Origin of the sequence: Actinomadura sp. J1-007 (assembly GCF_009793335.1) — a bacterium.
Classification (GTDB): Bacteria; Actinomycetota; Actinomycetes; order Streptosporangiales; family Streptosporangiaceae; genus Spirillospora; species Spirillospora yumaensis.
Genome location: NZ_WING01000001.1, coordinates 513,909 through 533,733, shown reverse-complemented (window position 1 = coordinate 533,733; position 19,825 = coordinate 513,909). Strand labels below are relative to the sequence as shown.

General features: G+C 75.0%; 14 protein-coding genes, 1 tRNA gene and 3 pseudogenes. 6 read left to right on the top strand and 12 right to left on the bottom strand.

What is annotated here, in order from left to right; genetic code table 11:
- Nucleotides 1-175: 175 nt before the first annotated feature.
- The 4 genes from GEV43_RS02410 to GEV43_RS02395 form a co-directional block, all read right to left on the bottom strand.
- A complete protein-coding gene (locus GEV43_RS02410) occupies nucleotides 176-1,597 on the bottom strand; it encodes a wax ester/triacylglycerol synthase family O-acyltransferase (protein WP_241682748.1) in 1,422 nt (473 codons plus the stop codon).
- Between the two features lie 163 nt (nucleotides 1,598-1,760).
- Nucleotides 1,761-2,672, bottom strand: a complete 912-nt coding sequence (locus GEV43_RS02405) for an alpha/beta hydrolase (RefSeq protein ID WP_241682747.1) — start codon at nucleotides 2,670-2,672, stop codon at nucleotides 1,761-1,763.
- A 165-nt stretch (nucleotides 2,673-2,837) separates the two neighbouring features.
- A complete protein-coding gene (locus tag GEV43_RS02400) occupies nucleotides 2,838-4,349 on the bottom strand; it encodes an MFS transporter (protein ID WP_309239413.1) in 1,512 nt (503 codons plus the stop codon).
- Between the two features lie 14 nt (nucleotides 4,350-4,363).
- Nucleotides 4,364-5,011, bottom strand: coding sequence for an LppX_LprAFG lipoprotein (locus GEV43_RS02395; protein WP_309239412.1), 648 nt, complete (start codon nucleotides 5,009-5,011; stop codon nucleotides 4,364-4,366).
- Nucleotides 5,012-5,243: 232 nt separating this feature from the next.
- Here GEV43_RS02395 and GEV43_RS02390 point away from each other — a divergent pair.
- Nucleotides 5,244-5,317, top strand: a tRNA-Ile gene (locus GEV43_RS02390).
- A 25-nt stretch (nucleotides 5,318-5,342) separates the two neighbouring features.
- Here the strand turns inward: GEV43_RS02390 and GEV43_RS02385 are convergent.
- The gene (locus GEV43_RS02385) at nucleotides 5,343-6,107 is read right to left on the bottom strand and encodes an enoyl-CoA hydratase-related protein (RefSeq protein ID WP_160819289.1); all 765 of its coding nucleotides are present in this window, start codon (nucleotides 6,105-6,107) and stop codon (nucleotides 5,343-5,345) included.
- A gap of 135 nt (nucleotides 6,108-6,242) precedes the next feature.
- Between GEV43_RS02385 and GEV43_RS02380 the strand changes: the two genes are divergently transcribed.
- The 4 genes from GEV43_RS02380 (at nucleotide 6,243) to GEV43_RS02365 (ending at nucleotide 8,584) form a co-directional block, all read left to right on the top strand.
- A complete protein-coding gene (locus GEV43_RS02380; protein ID WP_160819288.1) occupies nucleotides 6,243-6,857 on the top strand; it encodes a TetR/AcrR family transcriptional regulator in 615 nt (204 codons plus the stop codon).
- Nucleotides 6,858-6,917: 60 nt separating this feature from the next.
- A complete protein-coding gene (locus GEV43_RS02375) occupies nucleotides 6,918-7,304 on the top strand; it encodes a hypothetical protein (RefSeq protein WP_160819287.1) in 387 nt (128 codons plus the stop codon).
- Between the two features lie 34 nt (nucleotides 7,305-7,338).
- Nucleotides 7,339-7,635 (top strand): MTH1187 family thiamine-binding protein, encoded by a 297-nt coding sequence (locus GEV43_RS02370; RefSeq protein ID WP_160819286.1) that lies wholly within the window; start codon nucleotides 7,339-7,341, stop codon nucleotides 7,633-7,635.
- Nucleotides 7,636-7,789: 154 nt separating this feature from the next.
- Nucleotides 7,790-8,584: a phytanoyl-CoA dioxygenase family protein gene (locus GEV43_RS02365; RefSeq protein WP_206681041.1), complete on the top strand. Its 795-nt coding sequence runs from the start codon at nucleotides 7,790-7,792 to the stop codon at nucleotides 8,582-8,584.
- A 19-nt stretch (nucleotides 8,585-8,603) separates the two neighbouring features.
- Here GEV43_RS02365 and GEV43_RS02360 read toward each other — a convergent pair.
- From GEV43_RS02360 to GEV43_RS47800, 3 pseudogenes are all read right to left on the bottom strand, one after another.
- Nucleotides 8,604-10,006 (bottom strand): annotated as a pseudogene (locus tag GEV43_RS02360) (adenylosuccinate synthetase).
- Nucleotides 10,007-10,060: 54 nt separating this feature from the next.
- Nucleotides 10,061-11,025 (bottom strand): annotated as a pseudogene (locus GEV43_RS02355) (hypothetical protein).
- 1,070 nt (nucleotides 11,026-12,095) lie between these two features.
- Nucleotides 12,096-12,916 (bottom strand): annotated as a pseudogene (locus GEV43_RS47800) (NUDIX domain-containing protein).
- A gap of 422 nt (nucleotides 12,917-13,338) precedes the next feature.
- Between GEV43_RS47800 and GEV43_RS02345 the strand changes: the two are divergent.
- Nucleotides 13,339-13,605: a response regulator transcription factor gene (locus GEV43_RS02345; RefSeq protein ID WP_160819285.1), complete on the top strand. Its 267-nt coding sequence runs from the start codon at nucleotides 13,339-13,341 to the stop codon at nucleotides 13,603-13,605.
- Nucleotides 13,606-13,663: 58 nt separating this feature from the next.
- Here the strand turns inward: GEV43_RS02345 and GEV43_RS02340 are convergent, their stop codons facing one another.
- Genes GEV43_RS02340 through GEV43_RS02325 form a run of 4 tightly spaced genes read right to left on the bottom strand, consistent with a single transcriptional unit; the run spans nucleotide 13,664 to nucleotide 19,562 of the window.
- A complete protein-coding gene (locus GEV43_RS02340) occupies nucleotides 13,664-15,040 on the bottom strand; it encodes a YcaO-like family protein (protein WP_160819284.1) in 1,377 nt (458 codons plus the stop codon).
- Entirely contained in the window at nucleotides 15,040-16,302 is a 1,263-nt protein-coding gene (locus GEV43_RS02335) for a TOMM precursor leader peptide-binding protein (protein WP_160819283.1), read from the bottom strand. The genes GEV43_RS02340 and GEV43_RS02335 overlap by 1 nt, the downstream gene beginning before the upstream one ends.
- The gene (locus tag GEV43_RS02330) at nucleotides 16,289-17,236 is read right to left on the bottom strand and encodes a SagB family peptide dehydrogenase (RefSeq protein WP_160819282.1); all 948 of its coding nucleotides are present in this window, start codon (nucleotides 17,234-17,236) and stop codon (nucleotides 16,289-16,291) included. The genes GEV43_RS02335 and GEV43_RS02330 overlap by 14 nt, the downstream gene beginning before the upstream one ends.
- Nucleotides 17,223-19,562: an APC family permease gene (locus tag GEV43_RS02325; protein ID WP_241682744.1), complete on the bottom strand. Its 2,340-nt coding sequence runs from the start codon at nucleotides 19,560-19,562 to the stop codon at nucleotides 17,223-17,225. The genes GEV43_RS02330 and GEV43_RS02325 overlap by 14 nt, the downstream gene beginning before the upstream one ends.
- Between the last annotated feature and the right edge of the window lie 263 nt (nucleotides 19,563-19,825).

The following is a 19,825-nucleotide window of genomic DNA, read 5'->3' as shown; positions in this document are numbered from 1 at the left end:
TCGCGTCGTGGTGCGGGGGGTCTCGACCGCTCTGAGCCTGCGGGCGGCCATCACGGTAATGGGGGGCCGTGTCAGGCACGTGAAGAACGCGGCCGGTGTGAAGCACGTGCCAGGCGCCGCGCCGCGCGTCCACATCCGGCCACGCCGCCGGACGGCCGCGGGGCTTGCCCCGGGTTCAGCCGGCGGCGGGCGCGGGAGCCTCCTCGGCCTGCTTGAGCAGCTCCGCGAACCCCGCGCTGATGCCGTCCGCCAGCACGTCCAGGTCGGGCATCCCGTCGAAGTCGCCCGTCAGCCCGAACGTCAGCCGCCCCTCGTACGAGAACACGGCCACCCCGGCCCGCACGCCGAGCGCCAGCGGGACGAACGGGTAGAGCCCGACCAGCCTGCGACCCAGCACGTACAGCGGGAACGGCGGGCCCGGCACGTTCGTCACGACCGTCTGCACCAGCGGCTGCGACTGGCTGAGCGCGTACCGCGACCCGAGCGCCATCAGCGTCGGCGCGAAGCCCGCCAGCTTGGCCAGGGCCTCGCCGCCCGCCGCCTGGTGGGTCCGCTTCACGCCGTCCATCTGCCGCCGGACCTCGAACAGGCGCCGCCGCGCGTCCGGCTCGCCGACCGGCAGGTTCACCAGCACGCCCGACACCCGGTTGGCGAGGTCGCCGCGCTCCCGCTCGCCCCGCACCGACACCGGGACGAGCGTGCGCACGACCTCGCCGTCCGCCAGCTCCCCGCGCCCCTCCAGCACCGCGCGGAACCCGTGCGCCACGGCGGCGAGGATGACGTCGTTGACCGTGCCGCCGAGCGCCTTGCGGACGGTCCTGATCTCGTCGAGGTCCGCGTGCGTCCACCGCCAGCGCCGGTGCGGGCCGAGCGGGCCGTTCAGCGAGTCCGTCGAACGGCGCGCCAGCCGCCCGAGCGTCCGCGGCACGTCCAGCCCCGCCCGCCGCAGGGCGTGCAGGCCGGACGCCCGCCGCGCCGCGCCCGGCAGGCCCCTCGCCCGGCGCAGCGTCCCGGCGACGCCGTCGCGCACCGTGTCCGCCAGCAGCTCCGCCCGCGACGGCTCCGGCGCGGCGCCCGGGAGCTCCGGGGCCTCCGGGCGCCCGGCGTCGGGGCTCAGGTCGAACAGCGCCGTCATCAGGTCCACGCCGCCGACCCCGTCCACCACGCAGTGGTGCACCTTCGTGATGAGCGCCCAGCGGCCGCCGTCCAGCCCCTCGACCAGCCAGATCTCCCACAGCGGCTTGGCCGGGTCGAGGCGCTGCGACAGCACCCGCCCGGCCAGGTTGCGCAGCTCCTCAGGGCCGCCGGGGCGCGGCACCGCCGTGTGCCGCACGTGGTAGAGGATCTGGAAGTGCGGGTCGTCCACCCAGACCGGGCGGCCCGCGTGCAGCGGCACCGTCCGCACCCGCTGCCGGTAGCGGGGCACGCCGGGCAGCTTCGCCAGCACCGCCCGCACCACCTCCCCGTACGTCGGCGCCGGCCCCTCGAAGACCGTCACCGACGCGATGTGCAGCGGCGTGTTCTCCGACTCGGCGAAGAAGAAACCCGCGTCCAGACCGCTCATCCGCTCCATGGCCGTACCGTCCTGTCGTCGCATCGGCGGGAGAGTCGAAGGACTTCCCGCCGACGCCCCTCCCAATCGGACGGCGTGACAATAGGCCGTGGGCCAGCCGATACGTGACGCTCCGTTGACCGAGCGGCGTTCAGCGGCGCGCGGGGCCGGGCGGGTGGTCGCGGTGCCGGGGTAGGCGGCCCGCCGGTCAGGCGGCCACGGACCTGGCGCGGCGGCGGCGCGGACGGCGGGACGGGACGGCGCCCGGCTCCGTGCGCTCCCGGACGAACGCGCCGACCTCGTGCAGCGCCGCGAGCCCCTCGGGGATCAGGTCGGCGAAGACCTGGAACACGTGCACCTGGCCCTCCCACACCTGGAGCCGGCACGGGACGCCCGCGGCGGCCAGCCGGGACGCCATCAGCTCGGCGTCCGGCAGGAGGCACTCGGTCGAGCCCACCTGGATCAGGACGGGCGGCAGCCCGCCGAGCTCGCCGTTCACCGGCGACAGCACCGGGTCGAGCGGCACCTCGCCCTCGGCCAGCAGGAACGCCAGCCGCTCCAGCCGCCGCACGGGGATGTAGGCGTCGAGCCGCGCGTTGCCGTGCGCCGCCTTCGCGGTGTGGTCCAGGTCGGTCCACGGCGACAGCGCGGCGATGCCCGCCGGGGCGGGCGCGCCGTCCCGCATCGCCCGCAGCGTCGCGGCGAACGCCAGGAACCCGCCCGCCGAGTCGCCCGCCACCACCACGCGCCCGGGGTCGTACCCCTCGTCCAGAAGCCAGCGGTAGGCGTGCGCGCAGTCGGCCACCGACACCGCGAGCGGCGCCCCCGGGAGCTGCCGGTAGGCGACCGACAGCACGGGCGCGCCGGACGCCGCGGAGATCCGCGCGGCCAGCCGCCGGTGCGTCCGCAGCCCGCAGGAGAAGAAGCCGCCGCCGTGGAAGTACAGCACCGCGCGGCCGGCGTCCGAACGCGGCGCCCGGACCCACTCGGCGCGGAAGCCCTCGAACCGCACCCGCTCCACCCGCGCCCACCGCGGCGCCGGGAGCGCCAGCGGCGCCGCCAGGTCGATCGCGACCGCCGGACGCAGGCCGATCCGGGACAGCGGCCAGTACGACAGCATCGGGCCCACCGTCAGCTTCAGCCCCGCGCGGCCACTCGCGCGCGCACGGTGGTGCCGGGGCGCAACTCGAACACCGGGTCCATCTGCGACCTCCCACGGCCTCCGGACGACTCCCAACTAGCCGCTCGGTCAGTTGTCGATCGTGCCAGCTTCGCCGCGCCGTGATCAGTGTGTCAAGAGCCGTTCGTGGGACGAGGGTGACGTTTCGGACCCATCCTCCCGGGCCCCCGCGGCGAGCGCCAGCACCGCGCCGAGCGCGCACAGCCCGGCCGTGATCCAGAAGATCTCCTGGTACTCGGTGCGCAGCGCCTCCCGCACCGCGTCCTTGTAGACGGCGAGCTGCCGCCCGAACTCCTCCTTGGACATCAGGAACGGCAGCGGCGGCTTCAGATCGGCCGTCAGCGCGTGGAACCGGTAGAACCCCCACGCCGACAGCGCCGAGATGCCGAGCAGCATCCCCATCATCCGCGCCACCACCACGGCCGCCGACGCCACGCCGTGCTGCGCCGCCGGGACGAACCGCAGCACCGCCGACGACACCGGCGCGATCACCAGCCCGAGCCCGAGCCCCGCCACGACGAGGTCGACGTCCATCCGCGGCAGCGGCCCGTACGAGGCGTCCGCCAGGTCGGACGGCCAGCCCGCGATCAGCAGGTAGCCGGCCGCCGACACCGCCATCCCCGCCGCCATCGGCCACCGCTCGCCGACCCGGCGGGCCGCGAGGCCGCCCGCCACCGCCGCGACCGGCAGCGCCACCAGGAACCGCGTCAGGATCAGCGCCCCGCCGAACGAGTCCTCGCCGAGCACGGTCTGCGCCACCAGCACCACGTCGACCAGCGTCACCATCAGCGCGGCGCCCGACAGCAGGCTCACGCCGAGCGTCGCCAGCAGCGGCCCGCGCCGCACCCCGCCGAGGTCGAGCAGCCGCGTCCTCGCCCTGACCTCCCACAGCACGAAGACCGCCAGCGCCACCACGCCGGCCGCCACCACGGGCAGGCCCCACGGCGGCAGCGCCGACTCCTCCGGCTCGGGGTTGTAGAACCCGCCGACCAGCAGCCCGAGGCCGAGCGCCAGCAGGACGCCGCCCACCACGTCCACGCCCGGCCGCGGCCCCTCCCGCCGCCCGCCCGGCACCGCGAACCACACCGCGACCATGGCGCCGAGCGCCAGCGGCACGTTGATCCAGAAGATCCACCGCCAGTCCAGCGCCGCGGCGATCCCCGCGCCGTACAGGGGGCCGAGGACGCTTCCGAGCTCCTGCGCCGCGCCCACCGTCCCGAGCACCACGGGACGCTGCCGCTCCTCCCACAGGTCTCCCGCCAGCGCCATCGTCACCGGCAGCAGCGCGCCGCCCGCGACGCCCTGCACCACGCGGCCCGCCGTCAGCCACGCGACGCCGTGCTCACCGTGCGCGACGGCCGTCACCACCGAGCCCGCGGCGAAGAAGAACAGGCACGCCAGCAGCAGGGGCCGCCGCCCGAACCGGTCCGAGAGCTGCCCGAGCAGCGGCATCGCCGCCACGTACCCCAGCAGGAACCCCGTCAGCGCCGGCGTGATCCGCTCCAGCCGGTTGACCGGGACCCCCAGGTCCTTCACCACCGACACCAGGATCGTGGTGATCACGTAGGCGTCCAGCGCCGCCAGCAGGACCACCGTCCCGCCGACGCCGATCGCCACCCGCCGCGCGGACCTCACTTCGGCGCGCTGATCTTGTACGGGGCGTCGAACTCGTCGAAGGTGATGACGACCGAGCCCTTGCCGCCCTTCGGGACGTTCCCCTTCACCTTCAGCACCCGCTGGTCGGCCTTGCTCACCCACACCTGGCCGTCCACGTCGGAGTTGATCCCCGGGACGATGCGCGCCAGGTCGTCCTGGCCGAGCGTCGCCCGCACCCGGTAGGCGTCCTTGCCGTCCACCTTCTCCTCGGCCTCCGCCGTGGGCGACACCGCCGAGGTGAGCAGCTTCGGGATCCCGCGGCTCGGATCGAGCACCGCCGACGGGTCGTACAGCATCGCCGCGGCGGCCCGCGGCGTCTTGCGCCACCCGCCCGTCCCGGCGTTGAGGTAGACGCTGTCGCCCGCCGCGACGAGCTTCATCTCCACCGCCTGGCCGGACTGCTCGATGGTCAGCGTGCCCTCGGCGTCCCCGCTCTTGAGCAGCTTGATGTCGCCGCCCTGCACCATGATCGGCGGCTTGTTCTGCGTGGAGAGCGTCACCCCGACGCTCTTCAGCCGCCCCATCGCCGCCGACGCGTCCGCCAGCACCTTCTTGCCGTCGAATTTCGCCGGCTCGCCGCCGTCGTCGTCGCCTCCGCCACCACCGCAGGCAGTGGCCACCACCAGCGCCAACATCACGTTTCCGGCCAGAACGAGGGGACCGCGGAGTCTCGACATAGGCGGACCCTACCGACCGGTCACCACACACGTCACTCGGTACCGGGTATGACGCCGCCCGCTCCCACTCCCTTCAAAGGAGGAGATTCCGTTCACGGTGGCCCACCTCGAAGCCCCGCCGGTAGGATGACCCGACGGTGCGCCCCTCCCCGTTCCACCATTTCAGAGGGGCTGCCCGGGGGCGGTAGCTCAGCTGGTCAGAGCAGGGGACTCATAATCTCCGGGTCGCGGGTTCGAGCCCCGCCCGCCCCACTCCGCCCCCGGTCGTTCCGCATGGTCACGCGGGGAAGTCCGGGCGGCGCTTCTCAAGGAACGCGCGCATGCCCTCCTGCGCCTCGGGGGTCTGGCTGGCGGCGGCCATGACCTCCACCGCGTACTGGTACGCGTCGGCCTCCGGGCGGTCGAGCTGGGCGTAGAGCGCCTGCTTGCCGAGGGCCTTGCTGCGGGCGCTGCCCCGGGTGGCGCGCTCCAGCAGGTCCAGGGTGGCCTTGCCCAGCTCGGCGGCCGGGACCGCGTAGTTGATCAGGCCCCACTCGGCGGCGGTCCGGGCGTCCACCACGTCGCCGGTCAGGGCCATCTCCGCGGCGCGCTTGCGGCCGACGTTGCGGGCGACCGCGACCATCGGGGTGTGGCAGAACCAGCCGCCCTTCCCGCCCGGCGCCGCGAACCCCGCGCTGTCGGCGGCCACCGCCAGGTCGCAGCTCGCGACGAGCTGGCAGCCCGCCGCCGTCGCGAGCGCGTGCACCCGGGCGACCACGACCTGCGGGACGGACTGGATCGTCCGCATCAGCTCGGTGCAGGTGAGGAGCAGGCTCCGCACGTCCGCGTGGGACGCCCCGGCCATGTCGGCGAAGTCGTGCCCGGCGGAGAACACCGGGCCCTCCGCCGCCAGGACGATCCCCAGCGCGTCGCTCTCGCCCGCCTCGCGGAACGCGCCGGTCAGCGCGAGCAGGAAGTCGCGCGACAGCGCGTTGCGCCGCCGCGGCCGGTTCATGGTGATCGTGGTGAAGGCGCCGTCGCGCTCGACGAGGACATCGCTCATGCCCGCGACGCTACGTCACGGACATTCCGCGCGCACGGGCCGATCCCTAGGGTGGCGGTATGGCACGCAGGACGAGGGGCGCCGAGGGGACCGCGCGCGCTCCGCAGGCGGGGCACGGCCCGGTGGAGACGGGCCGTGGCCGGTGATCCGCCGGGGAAGCTGAAGGGCGGGCGGCACGGCCTCTCGCGCGACTACGTCCGCGGCAACCAGCGGGGCCGCATCCTCGCCGCCGTCGTCGCCGCGGCCGGGGAGGTCGGGTTCACGCGGATGAGCGTGGAGACGGTCATCTCCCGCGCCCAGGTGTCCCGCCGCACGTTCTACGAGCACTTCCGCAACAAGGAGGAGGCGTTCCTCGCCGCGTACGACGAGGTCATGCGCGGCCTGCTGGAACGCACCGCCGAGGCGTACGAGCGGGAGAGCGGCATCCCCGACCGGTTCCGGGCCGGGCTGCGCGCGTTCCTGGAGGGCCTCGCCGAGGACCCCGCCGCCGCCCGGATGTGCATCGTCGAGGTGCTGACGGCCGGGCCCCGCGCCACCGCCCGCCGCGACGAGGTGCTGCGCACCTTCGCCGGGCTCGCCGAGGTCGAGGTCCGGCGGCTGGCCCCCGGCTACCGCACGCCCGCGCTGACCGCCGAGCTCACGATCGGCGGCCTGTACGCCGTGGTGTACGACCGGGTCGGCGCCGGACGGGTCGCCGAACTGCCCGCGATGGTGGCCGACCTGGCTTACGCCCTCTATGTTCCGCCGTGAGATGTCCGACCCGCGGCGTACCGTGGGCGGGTCCACGGACGCGCAGGAGGGGGTCGCGCCTTGAAGCTGCTCACCGCCACCAATCTCAGCCAGGGATACCGAGACAACGACTTCGACTGGTGCGTCGAGGGCGAGCTCGTCCACATCGGCGTCGTCTGCGCCCGCGACGGCGACGACCCCGACGGCGGCTGCGGCTGCGGCCGGGCGTTCGCCGGCCTCAACTCGCACCGCGCGACCACCACCGCGATGGTCCGCGACATCCCGGGCTTCACCGGCGCCGACTACGTCGAGGCGATCCGGTCCAGCCTCCAGCAGCAGGGCTGCGACCCCGCCCACGCCGAACACGAGGCCGCCCTCCTGCGGTGCCTCGTCCGCGACTGGCCGGAGGGGGCGATCGTCGAACGGCGCCTCGATGAGATCGTGGTGAGGCAGGTGGTCCAGCCCTGACGGCTGCGGCCCGGAGGGAAAGGGAGGTGTGCCCATGCTGGTCGCGTTCTCGGTGACCCCGCTCGGCACGGGAGAGGACGTCGGCGCGCTCGTCGCGGAGGCCGTCCGCGTGGTGCGGGCCAGCGGCCTGCCCAACCGCACCGACGCCATGTTCACCACGGTCGAGGGGGAGTGGGACGAGGTGATGGCCGTCGTCAAGGCCGCCGCCGACGCGGTCGCCGCGCACGCCCCCCGCGTCAGCCTCGTCGTCAAGGCCGACCTCCGGCCCGGCGTCACCGGCGCCCTCGACGCCAAGGTCGCCAGCGTCGAACGCCACCTCGCCGCGGACTGACCCGCCCCCGCGCGCCCTCCCGGGTCCCGTGCCGTCCGGGTTAGGGTGCGGGGATGGACGACGGGTTCACTTGACGCTGACGGGCGCGTGCTCGTGGCCCTCCGCGCCGTCCCGCCCCCTTCGCGGACGAGACGACGACAGAGAGGACCACACCGTGTTCGGCCATGACGAGATCACGCACTTCGGGACCTTCGGTTTCGTGGTACTGCGCGGCCTGCTCTCCGGCGACGAGGTCGCCGGGCTGCGCGAGGAGGCGCGCCGCGAGCTGCGCGCCGCGTTCGGCGACGGCGACGGGGACGGCGACGAGCTGCCCCTCTCAGTGGACCGCGCGCCGTTCGCGCAGTCGCTGATCGCCGACGACCCGCGCCTGTTCCAGGGCGCCGCCGACCTGTGGGGCACGCCGATGGTGCCGACCCCCGGCCTGGCGGCGAGGCTCGCCCCCGACGCGCCCTGGCACACCGACCACGGGCCCGAGGTCGGCGGGGTGAACTACCTCGTCCACCTAGAGCCCCGCGCCGAACGCACCGGCGCGCTGCGCGTGCTGCCCGGGTCGCACGAGCCCGGCTACGGCCGGCGCGTCGCCGCGTTCATGGACCGCGACCCGTCCCGGCAGGGGTTCCGCGGCCGGCCGGTGCCGTACGCCGCGCTGGAGACCGAGCCGGGTGACGTCATCGCGTTCCATCCGCGGCTGTTCCACGCGTCCGAGGGCGGCGGCACCCGCCTCGCCTGGAGGATCGGCTACCTGCCGTGGCCCGGTATCGCCGACGCCGAGGCCATGGCAGCCGTCCGGTACCTGGTCGCGGACACCGCCGACGGCGACGGGTACGACCGCGACCGCTGGCCCGCCTGGCGGGAATGGGCGGACGGCCCCCGCAGCCCGTCCCGCCAGGTCGCCGTCGAACGGCTCGAACTCCTCGGCATCGACCTGGGAGGACGCCCGACGCTCTAGCGGTCGGCCGGTCGGCCGGTCAACCGGTCGGCCGGTCAGCGGGCCGGGGGAGTGCTCGGCGCGGGGCGGGCCCCGGCTCGCGCGGCGCGCGGACGTCCTGGTCGTCCCGGGTCGGGCCGTACGACCGCAGGACGACGGGGACGCCGCCCAGCTCGCGTTCGACCGTCTCCACGGGATCGGCCAGCGGCGAGTAGACGGGGCGGGCGGTCTGGACGCGGCGGGTCAGGGCGGCCTGCCGTTCCAGATCGCCCGGCGGGCCGACGGGCAGCCGCTCGACGCGCTCGCCGCCGATGGTGTACGCCCGGCATACGCGCAGGTCGGGGCGGGCGCGCGCCACGTCCAGGTGGGTGACGGCCAGCGCGTCCACGCCGCCCGTCGCCTCCAGCGCGTAGCGGAGGGCGACCGCGTCGAGGTGGCCGACGCGGAACGCGCCCTGCCAGCGCCCGGCGACGTTGTGCCGGTCGGGCAGCTCCGCGGTCAGCGTCGCGTCCTCGGTGACGAACGGCCCCGGCCCATGCCGCGTCGCGTACGCGCGCAGCACCCCGAGCCGCGTCGCCCCGCCGCCCGCCGATCCGCCGCCCGCCGCGCTCGCCTCCGCGAGCAGCGTCTCGGCGTTGGCGGACGTCGTGGTCGACCAGGTCGTGTACGGGTAGAAGCCGTGCCACTCGTCCAGCAGGACGCCCTGCGCCCCCTCGAACACCACCGCGCGCGTGCGCAGCAGCCACCGCAGGTACGTCGCGTCCACGATCCGGACCCGTTCGGCGAACGCGGCGAACGCGTCCGCGCAGTCGTCCACCGGCGGCACCTCCCCGCCGCCGGGGAACGTGTCGCGGTACCAGTCGCGCACCGCCGCGAGCCGCCGCCGCAGGCGCGGGCGGGACGCGCAGTCGCCCGCGCGCGGCGCGCCCCCGGGATCGGCGAGCGCGTACGCGGCGGTCTCCCCGATCCCGAGCCCGCAGGACCCGTGCCGGTCCGCTCCCGCGCCGCCTCCCGCGCGCGGTTCGCGGCCCGGTGGTACGGCGTGGTGAGCAGCGCGTCGCGGTCGGCGGTGAGCCGGTCCAGCGCGTCCGCGACGCCGAGGGAGCGCAGGTGCGCCGCCTCGGACGCCAGCGCCAGCGGGTCGATCATCATGAACCTGGACAGGTGCGTCCGCACGCCCCGGGTGAACGTCCCCGAGCCGAACTGCGCGAACGTGTGGTGCCGCCCGTCCGGCGCGACCACGTTGTGCGCCGCCTGCGCGCCGCCGTTGAACCGCACCACGGCGCTGCGGCCGGCCGGCTCGGGCCCCCGCGAGCAGAGCCGGTCGACCACGGTGCCCTTCCCCGCGTCCCCGAAGCCGAGATCCACGACGATCACGTGCCGGTCCAGGCCGGGGACGGGCGCCGCGCCGCGGCGGCGTGCCGGGGAGGGGTGTGCGCGCATGTGCCCGGTCCTTCGTTCGTGGGGTCGCGGCGCCGGAGTACGGCGGGGTACGCGTCAGAGGCGGCGGGTGTCGGTCGGGGCCGACAGGTCGGTGGGCGCCGGGGAGACGGCCTTGGCGGCGGGGCGCCGGTCCAGGCGGGCGAGCGCGCGGCCGACCGTCGCGCCCGCGTCCGAGCCCGTCTCGGCCAGGTGGCCGAGGCCCTCGTCCAGGTCGATGGCCTCCTCGGCGAGGCCGACCGTGAGCGCGATGGTCTCGCAGACGGCGTCGAGATCGTCCAGGTACAGGACGTTCTGGCCGAGGAGGCGGTTCCAGAAGTCCTTCAGGCGGCGGTCGCCGGAGTGGGACGCGCCCTCGGGGATGATGAAGTACACGTCGTACATCCGCCGCAGCTCGCGGACGATCGCGGCGATCGGGACGTCCTCGTCCAGCTCGGCGCCGACGACCCCGGCCACCTCCGACCGCTTGACCCTCGGGTACGCCAGCTCGTCGCCGATCATGAACAGGTAGCCGCGGCGGCCCCGCCGCTCGAAGCAGTCGATGGACGTGTGCCGCGCCATGAAGTACATGGCCAGCTCGTACGACTCGGTCATCTGCCCCCGCCGCCGCCCTCCAGCAGGATCCTGCCGAGGTCGTCGTCCATCCGGTTGTCGGCCTCGAACTGCCCGACCTGCAACGGCGCCCGGTCGCACGTCGCGTCGCCGACCGCGCCGAACATGATGTGCGGGTGCGCGACGTACCCCTTGCGCAGCAGCAGCCCGAGCAGGCCCGGCAGCTTGGCCTGGAGCGTGCGCGGGACGGTGCCCATCGAGCCCGTCACGTCGAACAGCACGGCGATGGCCAGCGACTCGGGGTGGTCGGCCGAGTCGCGGCTCTCCCGGACGGTCACGCCGCGCGGGTCGAGGTCGGGGTGGACGGCGGTGGCGCCGCCGTCGCTGTAGGCGAAGGCGCTCGCGCCGGTGGCCGCGCGGTAGCCCGCGGCGGCGGAGTAGACGTCGGTGGACCAGTGTCCGCTTCCCATGGTGCTTCTCCTCGGGTCAGGCGGGGGCATGGTGAACGGGCGGAATCTGCGGGGCCCGTAGAGGCGTTCGAGCAGCCCGTCGAACTCGGCGAGCAGCCGCCACGCGTCGCCCGGCCGCCGCCGCTGCGCGGGCAGCGTGCAGCCCCGCGCGAACGCGCGCATCGGCTCCGGCGCTCCGTCGCCGACCAGGGCGGTCATGCAGCGCGTGGCCATGTGGACGTCGGTCGCCGGGGAGGCGGGCTCCCGCGCGGGGACCTCCGGCGCGTACAGGTCCGCGTGCCGGTCGACCATCGCCGGGACGTGCCCGGCCGGGTCGTCGTCCGGGACGCTGTAGCACCAGTCGGCGAGCACGAGGCCGTGCTCCTCCGGGTGGACGAGCACGTGCTCGGGCAGCACCGCGCCGTGCACGACCCCGGCGCGGTGCGCGTGGCCGAGCGCGACGAGCAGCCGCCGCCACATCCACGCCGCGTCGCGCGGGTCCACGCCGCCGGGGTACGCGGCGCGCACCTCGGCGAGCGTGCGGAACCCGTCCAGCGCCACCAGGACGTTGCCCTGCCGCTCGGCCCTCGTCACCGCGTCGACGTGCCCGAACGAGTCGGCGAGGTGCGGCACGTACGGCCGGTACCGCGGGTCGCCCTTGGCCCGCAGCCGCCTGAGCGCGGCCGCCTCGCGCCGCATCAGGTCGTTGTCGCGGGGGTCGCGCGGCAGCTTGAGCAGCAGCCGCGCCGGGCCGCCGCCGGTGTCGCGGGTGAGGTGGAACAGGTCGGCGAGGTCGCCGCGGTGCGCCCGCGCGCCGAGGCGGTACGTGGCGCGGCCGGTGCCGATCGCCGGCGAGGCCGCTTCGGTGTAGGCGCGCCACAGCTCGTTCAGCCGGGCGAACGCGTCGCCCGTCCGGCCGCCGGTCATGTCGGGGTGGACGAGCCGGGCCAGCCGCTTGTAGAGCCGCGCCGCGTCGGCGCCGTCGGAGCCGAACAGGTCGGCCGGGGTGCGGACGCGGTCGAGCCGCGCGAGCGCCTCGTCCAGACCGAGGTCCCCGGCGGACGGCGCGCGGGAGGCGGGCGGGCGGTCCGTCATCGGATCTCCTCCTCCCTGCTCGGGCGCAGGAGCGCGGGTGCAGCAGGCGGGCGTCGCCCGCCCGGTAGAGGCGGGGACGCGGCCCGCCGCGCCGGCCGCCCTTGTCGGACGTCGTCCCGGTGCTCTCCACGAACCCCGGAACCGACAGGACCTTCCGGTGGAAGTTGCCGGCGTGCAGCTCCTCGCCCCAGACGGCCTCGTAGACGGTGCGCAGCTCGGGGATCGTGAACTCGCCGCCGCAGAAGGCGGTGGCGAGCGGGGAGTACTCCAGCTTGGCGCGGGCGCGTTCGAGGCCGTCGGCGAGGATCCGCGCGTGGTCGAACGCGAGCCGCCGCGTCGTTCCCGGCCGCTGCTCCGCGGCCTCGGTCAGGCCGAGCGCGGCGAGCGGGACCCAGGCCGCGTCGGCGGCGTCGCCGCCCGCCTCGGGGTCGGGCAGCTCCGGCGCGAACGCCAGGTACGCGACGGAGATCACGCGCATCCGCGGGTCCCGGCCGGGCGCGCCGTACGTGCCGAGCTGCTCCAGGTGGACGCGGCCGAGGACGCCGTCCTTCGCGCTCAGCCCGGTCTCCTCGGCCAGCTCCCGGACGGCGGCGTCCGGCAGGTCCTCGGCGTCGCGCACGCCGCGCACGAACCCGCCGGGCAGCGCCCACATCCCGGCGTACGGCGCGGAGCCCCTCCGCACGAGCAGCACGTGCAGGTCGCCGTCGCGGATGGTGAGCGCCACCACGTCGACCGTGACCGAGACCGGGTCGTAGTCCCGGGGGTCGTACCCGGCCAGGAAGTCGCTCTCGTCGCGGCGCGGATCCGGGCTCGTCATGGCTCGTCAGTCTCCCTGTGAGTAAATCTCAGTCTGAGTTGAACTCGCTCTGAGACGAACGTACGCCCCAAGTAGGGACATGTCCAGAGATTTCTTGGGGAGCCCGTTCAGTGCGCCGTGCCCGGCGGCTCGCCGGCGCTACGGACCCGGCGGCCGTTCGGCGTTGCGCGCGCACGGGTTCGTTCGGCGGGCCGGGGCCTTGGCGGGCCGGGGGAGGAGGGGGCGGCGGTCGGCCGTCACGAATTAGTGATCGGATCCTGACCGAGCGCACAAGACGGCGTGTTCCGCCAATCGGCGGCGGTGCTTTTGTTTGTTCCGGCGACAATTGACACTACCGCCTGACCTCCTCCACACCTTAGGCTGACTCCCGTCCCCGTTCCCCCTGAGCCCCAGCAGCGGGCCCGCGGTGAGGAGTTCGCCGGATGCTCCCAGACCGGACGAGTGCGTCCGACCTACCCGCCAGGAGTTCGTGCTCGCCCAGGGAAACGGAGGTTCTGCGCCGGGTCGCCGAGGGAATGACCGACGACCAGATCGCGCGAACTCTCGGCATATCGCGGCGTACCGTTCGTACCCATCTGGAACGAGTCTTCCGGAAATACGGCCTGCATTCGCGGGCGGCGGCCGTCGCCATTCTCCAGGCCGATTCGCGCGGCGATTCCCCGCCGGAGACCTCCGGCACCCAGCGCTAGCGCCCGCCCGCCTCGCCACGAGGCCGGCGCCGGGGCCGGGGCCGGGCCGGGGCCGGGCTCAGGCGTACGGGTGCGGGCGGTCGTGCGTCAGGCCGCCGAACTCGGCGAACGCCGGGTGCGCGGCCGGCGGGTACGACGGCAGGCCGAACGGCAGCAGTTCCGGGGAGTAGAACCGGTACACCTGGAAGCCCAGGTCGGCGATCTCCGGGCTCGTCAGGTCGAGCAGCGCGAGCGTCGCGCCCCGCGCGAGGATCCGGCGCGTCAGCTCCCGCAGCTCCAGCCCCGGGTCGGCGTCGCGGGACCGGTCGGACGGCAGGTCGGACGCGGCCACCCGCAGGCCCGGCGGGAAGCGCTCGTCGATCGCCTTCCGGTTCTCCGGCAGCGCGTACAGGAACACGTTGTCGTCGAGGTTGTCGATCCCCGTCCGGGCGAGCGCGCGGGCGTCGTCGATCCGCCCCTCCTTCGCCAGGTTGAGGATCGCCAGGTACGGCATCGCCGACGTCTCCAGGTACGCCTTGTACATCGCCGTCTCCAGCCGGGTGTCGACCCCGAGCCCGAGCGCGACCGCCGGGACCTCCCCCTCGGCGAGGCTCTCCAGCACCCCCGCGACGACGTGCAGCCCGAAGCCGTCCCCGCCGAGGCGGTGGAACCTGATCCGGCAGCGGTGGCGCGGCATGTCGCGTTCGAGGAGGCGGCGCAGCGCGGGCGTGCGCGCGTCGTCGGGGACGATCGCGGGCGCGGGATGGTCGGAGTACCAGTGCCCGGTCGCGACGTGGCCCTGCACGAGCTCGAACAGCGCCGACCGCAGCGCCCGCACCGGCACCGTGTGCGCGGCCGTCCCCGTCGTGATCGCCGGGACGAGCCACGGCTCGGGGGCGCGGCCCTCGGCCGGGCGGGGCCGCAGGTAGCCGACGATCGCGAGCTGCGCGGGCAGCCACAGCGGCCCGCCCGTCGCCACGTTCTCCGCGCGCACCCAGCCGAGGTCGGCGTCCGGCCGCCACGGCTGGACGGGGAACCCGGGCCGGGCGAGCTGCTCGGCGGTGAAGAACCGCATCGCGTCCACCGCGAGGACGCCGCCGTGCCCGTGCCGGGCCCGCATCTCCGCCAGCGTGCCGCGCTCGACGGCCCGCGTCCGGTCCGTCCCGCAGATCATGTGGGCGTAGCGCTCGACGCTCTCGCCGAGCACGCGCATCAGCGCCTCCTCGACGTGCAGCCCGTACCCGCCGATGTGGTACTGCAACGGCTCGTCCAGCCCGAGCAGCCGGTGCACCGACGTGAGCTGCCCGGTCACGACCACCACCCGCGGGTACCCGTCGTCGCGCAGCGGGACGGCCAGCGTCCGCTGGAGCCCGGTCAGCGGGCTGACCAGGCGCGCGAGCAGGTCGTGCGCCGCCGGTCCGAGCCCGTCCCGGTGCGCGATCACCGACGGTCGCATCACCCCGCCCCCGCCCCCGCCCCCGGATCCGCGTCCGCGTCCGCGGACGGCGGAGGGCCGGAGCCGTTGGGGGCGCCGTTGGCGGGGGCCGAGGCCGAGGCGTCCGGGCGGGCCTTCGGGAGGACGACGTCGTTCAGGTACGAGCGGACGTCGAAGTGGAGCTGGCGCTGGAACCGCTCGCGGCGCGGCACGCACACCCGGCAGCTCGGCAGCCGCAGCACGTCGTGGTAGCAGAACTCCATCGTCGGCAGGTAGACGGTGAGCGCCTTCCCGATCGTGAACGTCGAGCCCGTCACGACGTGGTTGACGGCCTCCAGGCTCACCAGCGACGCGACCATCGACAGGACGGGCGAGGGCAGCAGCGTCCGGCCGAGCCGCGCCTTGCCGGTGGCGAGCGCCCGCTTGTAGCGGACGTACCCGGCGTTCTCCCTCATGTTCAGGGCGACGCGGCGCTCGAAGCACTCGTAGCAGGGCGAGCCGCCGGGCACGACCGTCGGGCCGACGATGAGGAACGGCCCGTCCGGCGCCGCGTGCACCCAGGGCGTGCCGAGCCCGGCCGCGATCCGGTTGAGGTTGCGCAGCAGGATCGGGTTGACCGCGTCGAGCGCGGCGACGAGGAACGCGCCGCCGAACGGGGCGAACTCGTCGGTCAGGCGCTCGGCGTCGAGCCCGTCGCCGTCGCGGCGGGTCAGGTCGTCGTGGCACAGCCGCCGCCACAGCAGGGGGTCGGCGAAGCGGTGCGCGTCCACGTCCAGCGAGGCGCGCAGGTGGTCGTGGACCTGCCCGGCGATCTCGCCCTCGCCGAGCACGACCGCGCGCCGGACCCGGTCGCGCGAGCCGTTCGCCGACGCGGACGGCGTCAGCATGAGCTGCCCGACGTAGTGGTCCAGCGCGCTCGTCGGGCCGAGCTCCAGCGCGCCCGCCGACCGCAGCCGCTCGCAGACCGCGAGGACGTCGGCGACCGACACCCGCGCGGACGCGGCGACCTCGGTCACCGTCGCCGCGCCGTCCAGGCCCTCGACGACGGCGAGCAGGGCGTCGCCGCCGCCCTCGTCGGTGAGCGTGATGGACGTGGCGTTCCAGACGCCCTCGCGCAGCTCCACGATGCCGGGATCGTGCGCGACGATCGTGAACTGGGGCCGCAGCCGCGGGCGGTCCGCGGCGCCGATCCCGTCCGCGCCCCACTCCCCGCCCCCCGCGCCCGCGCCGGTCCCGGCGGTCCCCGTTCGGTCAGTGCCGGTCCTCCGGTCAGCCGCTGGCACCGTGCTCCTTCGCGGGCGGGTCCCCGGCGGGGCCGAGGACGATGGTGTGGACGAGCGTCGCGGCGACGCCGTCGAGGCCGAGCGCCGCGCCGACCTCCCGGTCGTAGAACCCGGCGGTCTCGACGTCGCCGAGGCCGAGCGCGGTGACGGCCAGGTGCACGTTCTGCGTGATCTCCCCGGCCTCCAGGAACAGGTAGCGCAGGCCCCGGCTCCCGTACTTGCGGTACAGCTTCGGCGGGCGGCCGACCAGGAACAGCACCGCGGCCGCGCGCGACACGGGGATGACGTCCTCCTCGAACGCGCATGCGCCCACGGCCGCGCGCAGCTCGGCGTCGCCCGCGACGCGCCACAGCGCGCCGCCGAGCGGGTCGAGGCGGTAGACCCCGGGCTCGACCCCCTCCACGCGGGCGGCGGCGACGTACAGGTCGACGCCGTACAGGCCGCCGGGGGACGGCGCGGTGCGCCACCGCATCCCGACGGACCCGTCCTCGCCCTGGAGCGGGACGCTCGGCTCGGCGGTGACGCCCGCCGCCGCCCACAGGACGGCGGCGAGCTGGTCCGCGCGGATCGGCTCGGCGCGGAAGTCGCGCCTGCTGCGGCGCCGCCGGAGGCAGTCGCCGAGCGCCGCGTCCAGCGGCGCGGGCTCGGGCAGCGGGACGCGCTCGGTCGCGTCGGCGGTCTCGTGGCCCGCGAGGGACAGCATGGTGAGGCCGGAGTCGGTGAAGTAGCCCTTGACGCCCGCGGGGGCCTCGTGGTCGTGCCGTTCGACGGTCGTGTTCAGCAGGAACAGGTCGGCGAGGAGGTCCTGGGCCGAGGTCGTCTGGCCCCGGTACCTGCTCGCCGACGTGCGGAAGCCGGTCGACTCGAAGGTCCGGTCGATCGAGACGACCGAGTTGCCGAGAATCGCTCCCCGGACGCGGTCAGGCTCGTCCATCGGCCGGGGCGGCGCCGTCGGCGCGGTCGTCCCACAGCGACGCGGAGGCGCAGTAGGTGTGGGACGGCGGGCCGCAGCAGGACAGGCCCGGCGAGAACGCCAGGTCGGCGGCGTCGCCGGGCGACACCAGGTCGTCGCGGCTGGTCGTGAGGTGCTCGGTGGTCCCTGTCATCGTGACGTTCATGGTTCGACGGTAGGGGTGGTGATCGCGGGCGGGCAGTCGGCAATATGACCGACACCGCGCCGTCCGGACGGCGCGTACGCCCCGCTCAGCGGCGGTGCCGCCCGCCGCCGGGGCGCGGCTCGTCCGGGTGGCCGGGCCCGCCGCCGCCCGGCCCGGCGTCGGGGTCGGGCGCGTACGGGTCCGGCACGTACGGGTCGAGCGCGTACGGGTCGGGCGGGTCCGCCGGGTACGGAACGGCGTCGCGCCCGTACGGCTCCGGGCCCCGCGCGAACGGCTCCGGCTCCCGCCCGTACGTCCCGTACGTCCCGGAGGGGCCCGACGGGTACGGGGCGCGCTCGGGCGCGTACCGGTCCGGGGGAGGGACGGCGGGAGGGGCGCCGCCGTGCCCTTCGCCGCCGTGCGGCCGGCCGTACGCGCCGCTCCCCCCGCCCTGGGGCGCGCCGTGCGCGCTGCCGGGCAGGGGCTGGAGGCCGTGGCCGCCCTGCCGCCCCGCGAACTCGCCGTACGGGTACGGGCCGGTGGGCTGCGGCGGCCGGGGCTCGCCTGGGGCTGCGTCCGCGCGGGCCACTGGTCCAGCGCGCCGCCGGGCGGCGGGGCGGTCATCGGCGCGGCGACCGGGCGTTCGGGCGGCGGCTGGTCGAGCAGCAGCTTCATCTGGCTCCTGCGCCGCCCGTACACCAGGTACAGCGCCACGCCCGCGGCCATCCAGATGACGAAGTTGCGCCAGGTCTCGACCTTGAGGTTCAGCATCAGCCAGCCGACCGCGACGATCGTCAGGATCGCGGTGACGGGCGCGAACGGCACCCGGAACGGGCGGTGCAGGTCCGGGCGGTCCCGGCGCAGCGCGAGCACGGCGGCCGAGACGAACAGGAACGCGAACAGCGTCCCGATCACGACCATCTGCTCCAGCGTCAGCACGTCCAGCGTCTGCGACATCACGACCGCGAGCGCGCCGCCGACGAGGGTGGCGCGGGACGGCACCTTGTAGCGGCTCATCCCGGCGAGGGGGCGCGGCAGCAGCCCGTCGCGCGCCATCGAGAACAGCACCCGGGTCAGGCTGATGAGCAGCACGAGGATCACGGTGGTCAGGGCGAGCACCGCGCCCACGTCGATGATCTTGCCCATCACGCCAGCCCCGACCGAGGCGAACGCGGCGGCGAGCAGCGGCTTGTCGGGGTCCAGGTCCTTGAACGCGTCCATCCCGACCATGCCGACCAGCGCGACCGCGACCGCCGCGTACAGCGCGACCGCGGTGACGAGGGCGGTCAGCATCCCGCGCGGGACCTTGCGGGGCGCGTCGTCGGTCTCCTCCGACGCGGTCGCGATGAGGTCGAACCCGATGTAGGCGAACGCGATGGTCGGCGCGGCGGCGAAGATGCCCCAGATCCCGAACACGTGCGGCGACCCGTCGCCGAACACGCCGAGCAGGGCGTCCAGCACCGACTCGCCGCCGCCGGCCGCCGCGGGCCGCGACGGCGGCACGAACGGGGTGAGGTTGCCGGGGTGGAAGAACTTCAGCCCGGTCGCGATGACCAGCCCGATCACGATGACCTTGGCCATCACCATGAACCAGAGGGTGCGCAGGCTCATCCGGGTGCCGGTGGCGAGCATCGCCATCACCAGCACGAGGATGCCGAGCGCGAGCAGGTCGGGCCCCTTCTGCTGCCCGATCAGGTCGCCGAGCCAGGACGGGATCGGCACGCCGAAGTCGTGCAGCGTCTGCGTCGCGTACAGCGACCAGACCCGCGCGAGGACGGACGCGGCGAGCAGCAGCTCCATGACCAGGGCCCAGCCGACCACCCACGCCCACAGCTCGCCGAACGCGACGTAGCTGAAGGAGTAGGCGCTGCCCGCGACCGGCACGATCGAGGACAGCTCGGCGTACGACAGCGCGGCGAGGAAGCAGACGCCGCCGGCGACGAGGAAGGACAGCAGCACCGCCGGGCCGGCGGTGCTCGTCGCCTGCTCTCCGGCGATCTTGAAGATGCCCGAGCCGATCATCACGCCGAGGCCGAGCACGATCAGGTCGCGGGTCCGGTAGACCACGCGCAGCCGGTGCCGCCCGCCGTAGAGCTGGCCGGTGGCCTGCTCGACGGGCAGGCGCCTGAACATGTTGTTGCGCATGCGGACGTCCCAGGTCATAGGTGCCCCCCTGGCCTGACCCCGCGCCGCTGTTCGCGAGACAGTGCTGGTACCGATCGAAGTCCCTAAGAATTCACCAGGTTTGGGGCCAATCGCAATGATTTCCCGTGATTGGTGTCTCACTGCGGCCATGGGACCGTGCCAATCCGCTGCGCACCCCCTGCGCCGATGCCGAACGGGAACGGCTCGCTCACGCTGGGCGAACGCCGAATCGGTTTCGGGTTTTCGGAGGCACGGCGCCGCTCGCGCGTTCCTTCCGTAAT

Coding starts and splice junctions, on each gene's coding strand:
- GEV43_RS02410 (WP_241682748.1), bottom strand. CDS start 1,597: ATGCGACGACAGGACGGTACGGCCATGGAGCGGATGAGCGGTCTGGAC.
- GEV43_RS02405 (WP_241682747.1), bottom strand. CDS start 2,672: ATGCTGTCGTACTGGCCGCTGTCCCGGATCGGCCTGCGTCCGGCGGTC.
- GEV43_RS02385 (WP_160819289.1), bottom strand. CDS start 6,107: ATGAGCGATGTCCTCGTCGAGCGCGACGGCGCCTTCACCACGATCACC.
- GEV43_RS02370 (WP_160819286.1), top strand. CDS start 7,339: ATGCTGGTCGCGTTCTCGGTGACCCCGCTCGGCACGGGAGAGGACGTC.
- GEV43_RS02345 (WP_160819285.1), top strand. CDS start 13,339: ATGCTCCCAGACCGGACGAGTGCGTCCGACCTACCCGCCAGGAGTTCG.
- GEV43_RS02340 (WP_160819284.1), bottom strand. CDS start 15,040: ATGCGACCGTCGGTGATCGCGCACCGGGACGGGCTCGGACCGGCGGCG.
- GEV43_RS02330 (WP_160819282.1), bottom strand. CDS start 17,236: ATGGACGAGCCTGACCGCGTCCGGGGAGCGATTCTCGGCAACTCGGTC.
- GEV43_RS02325 (WP_241682744.1), bottom strand. CDS start 19,562: ATGACCTGGGACGTCCGCATGCGCAACAACATGTTCAGGCGCCTGCCC.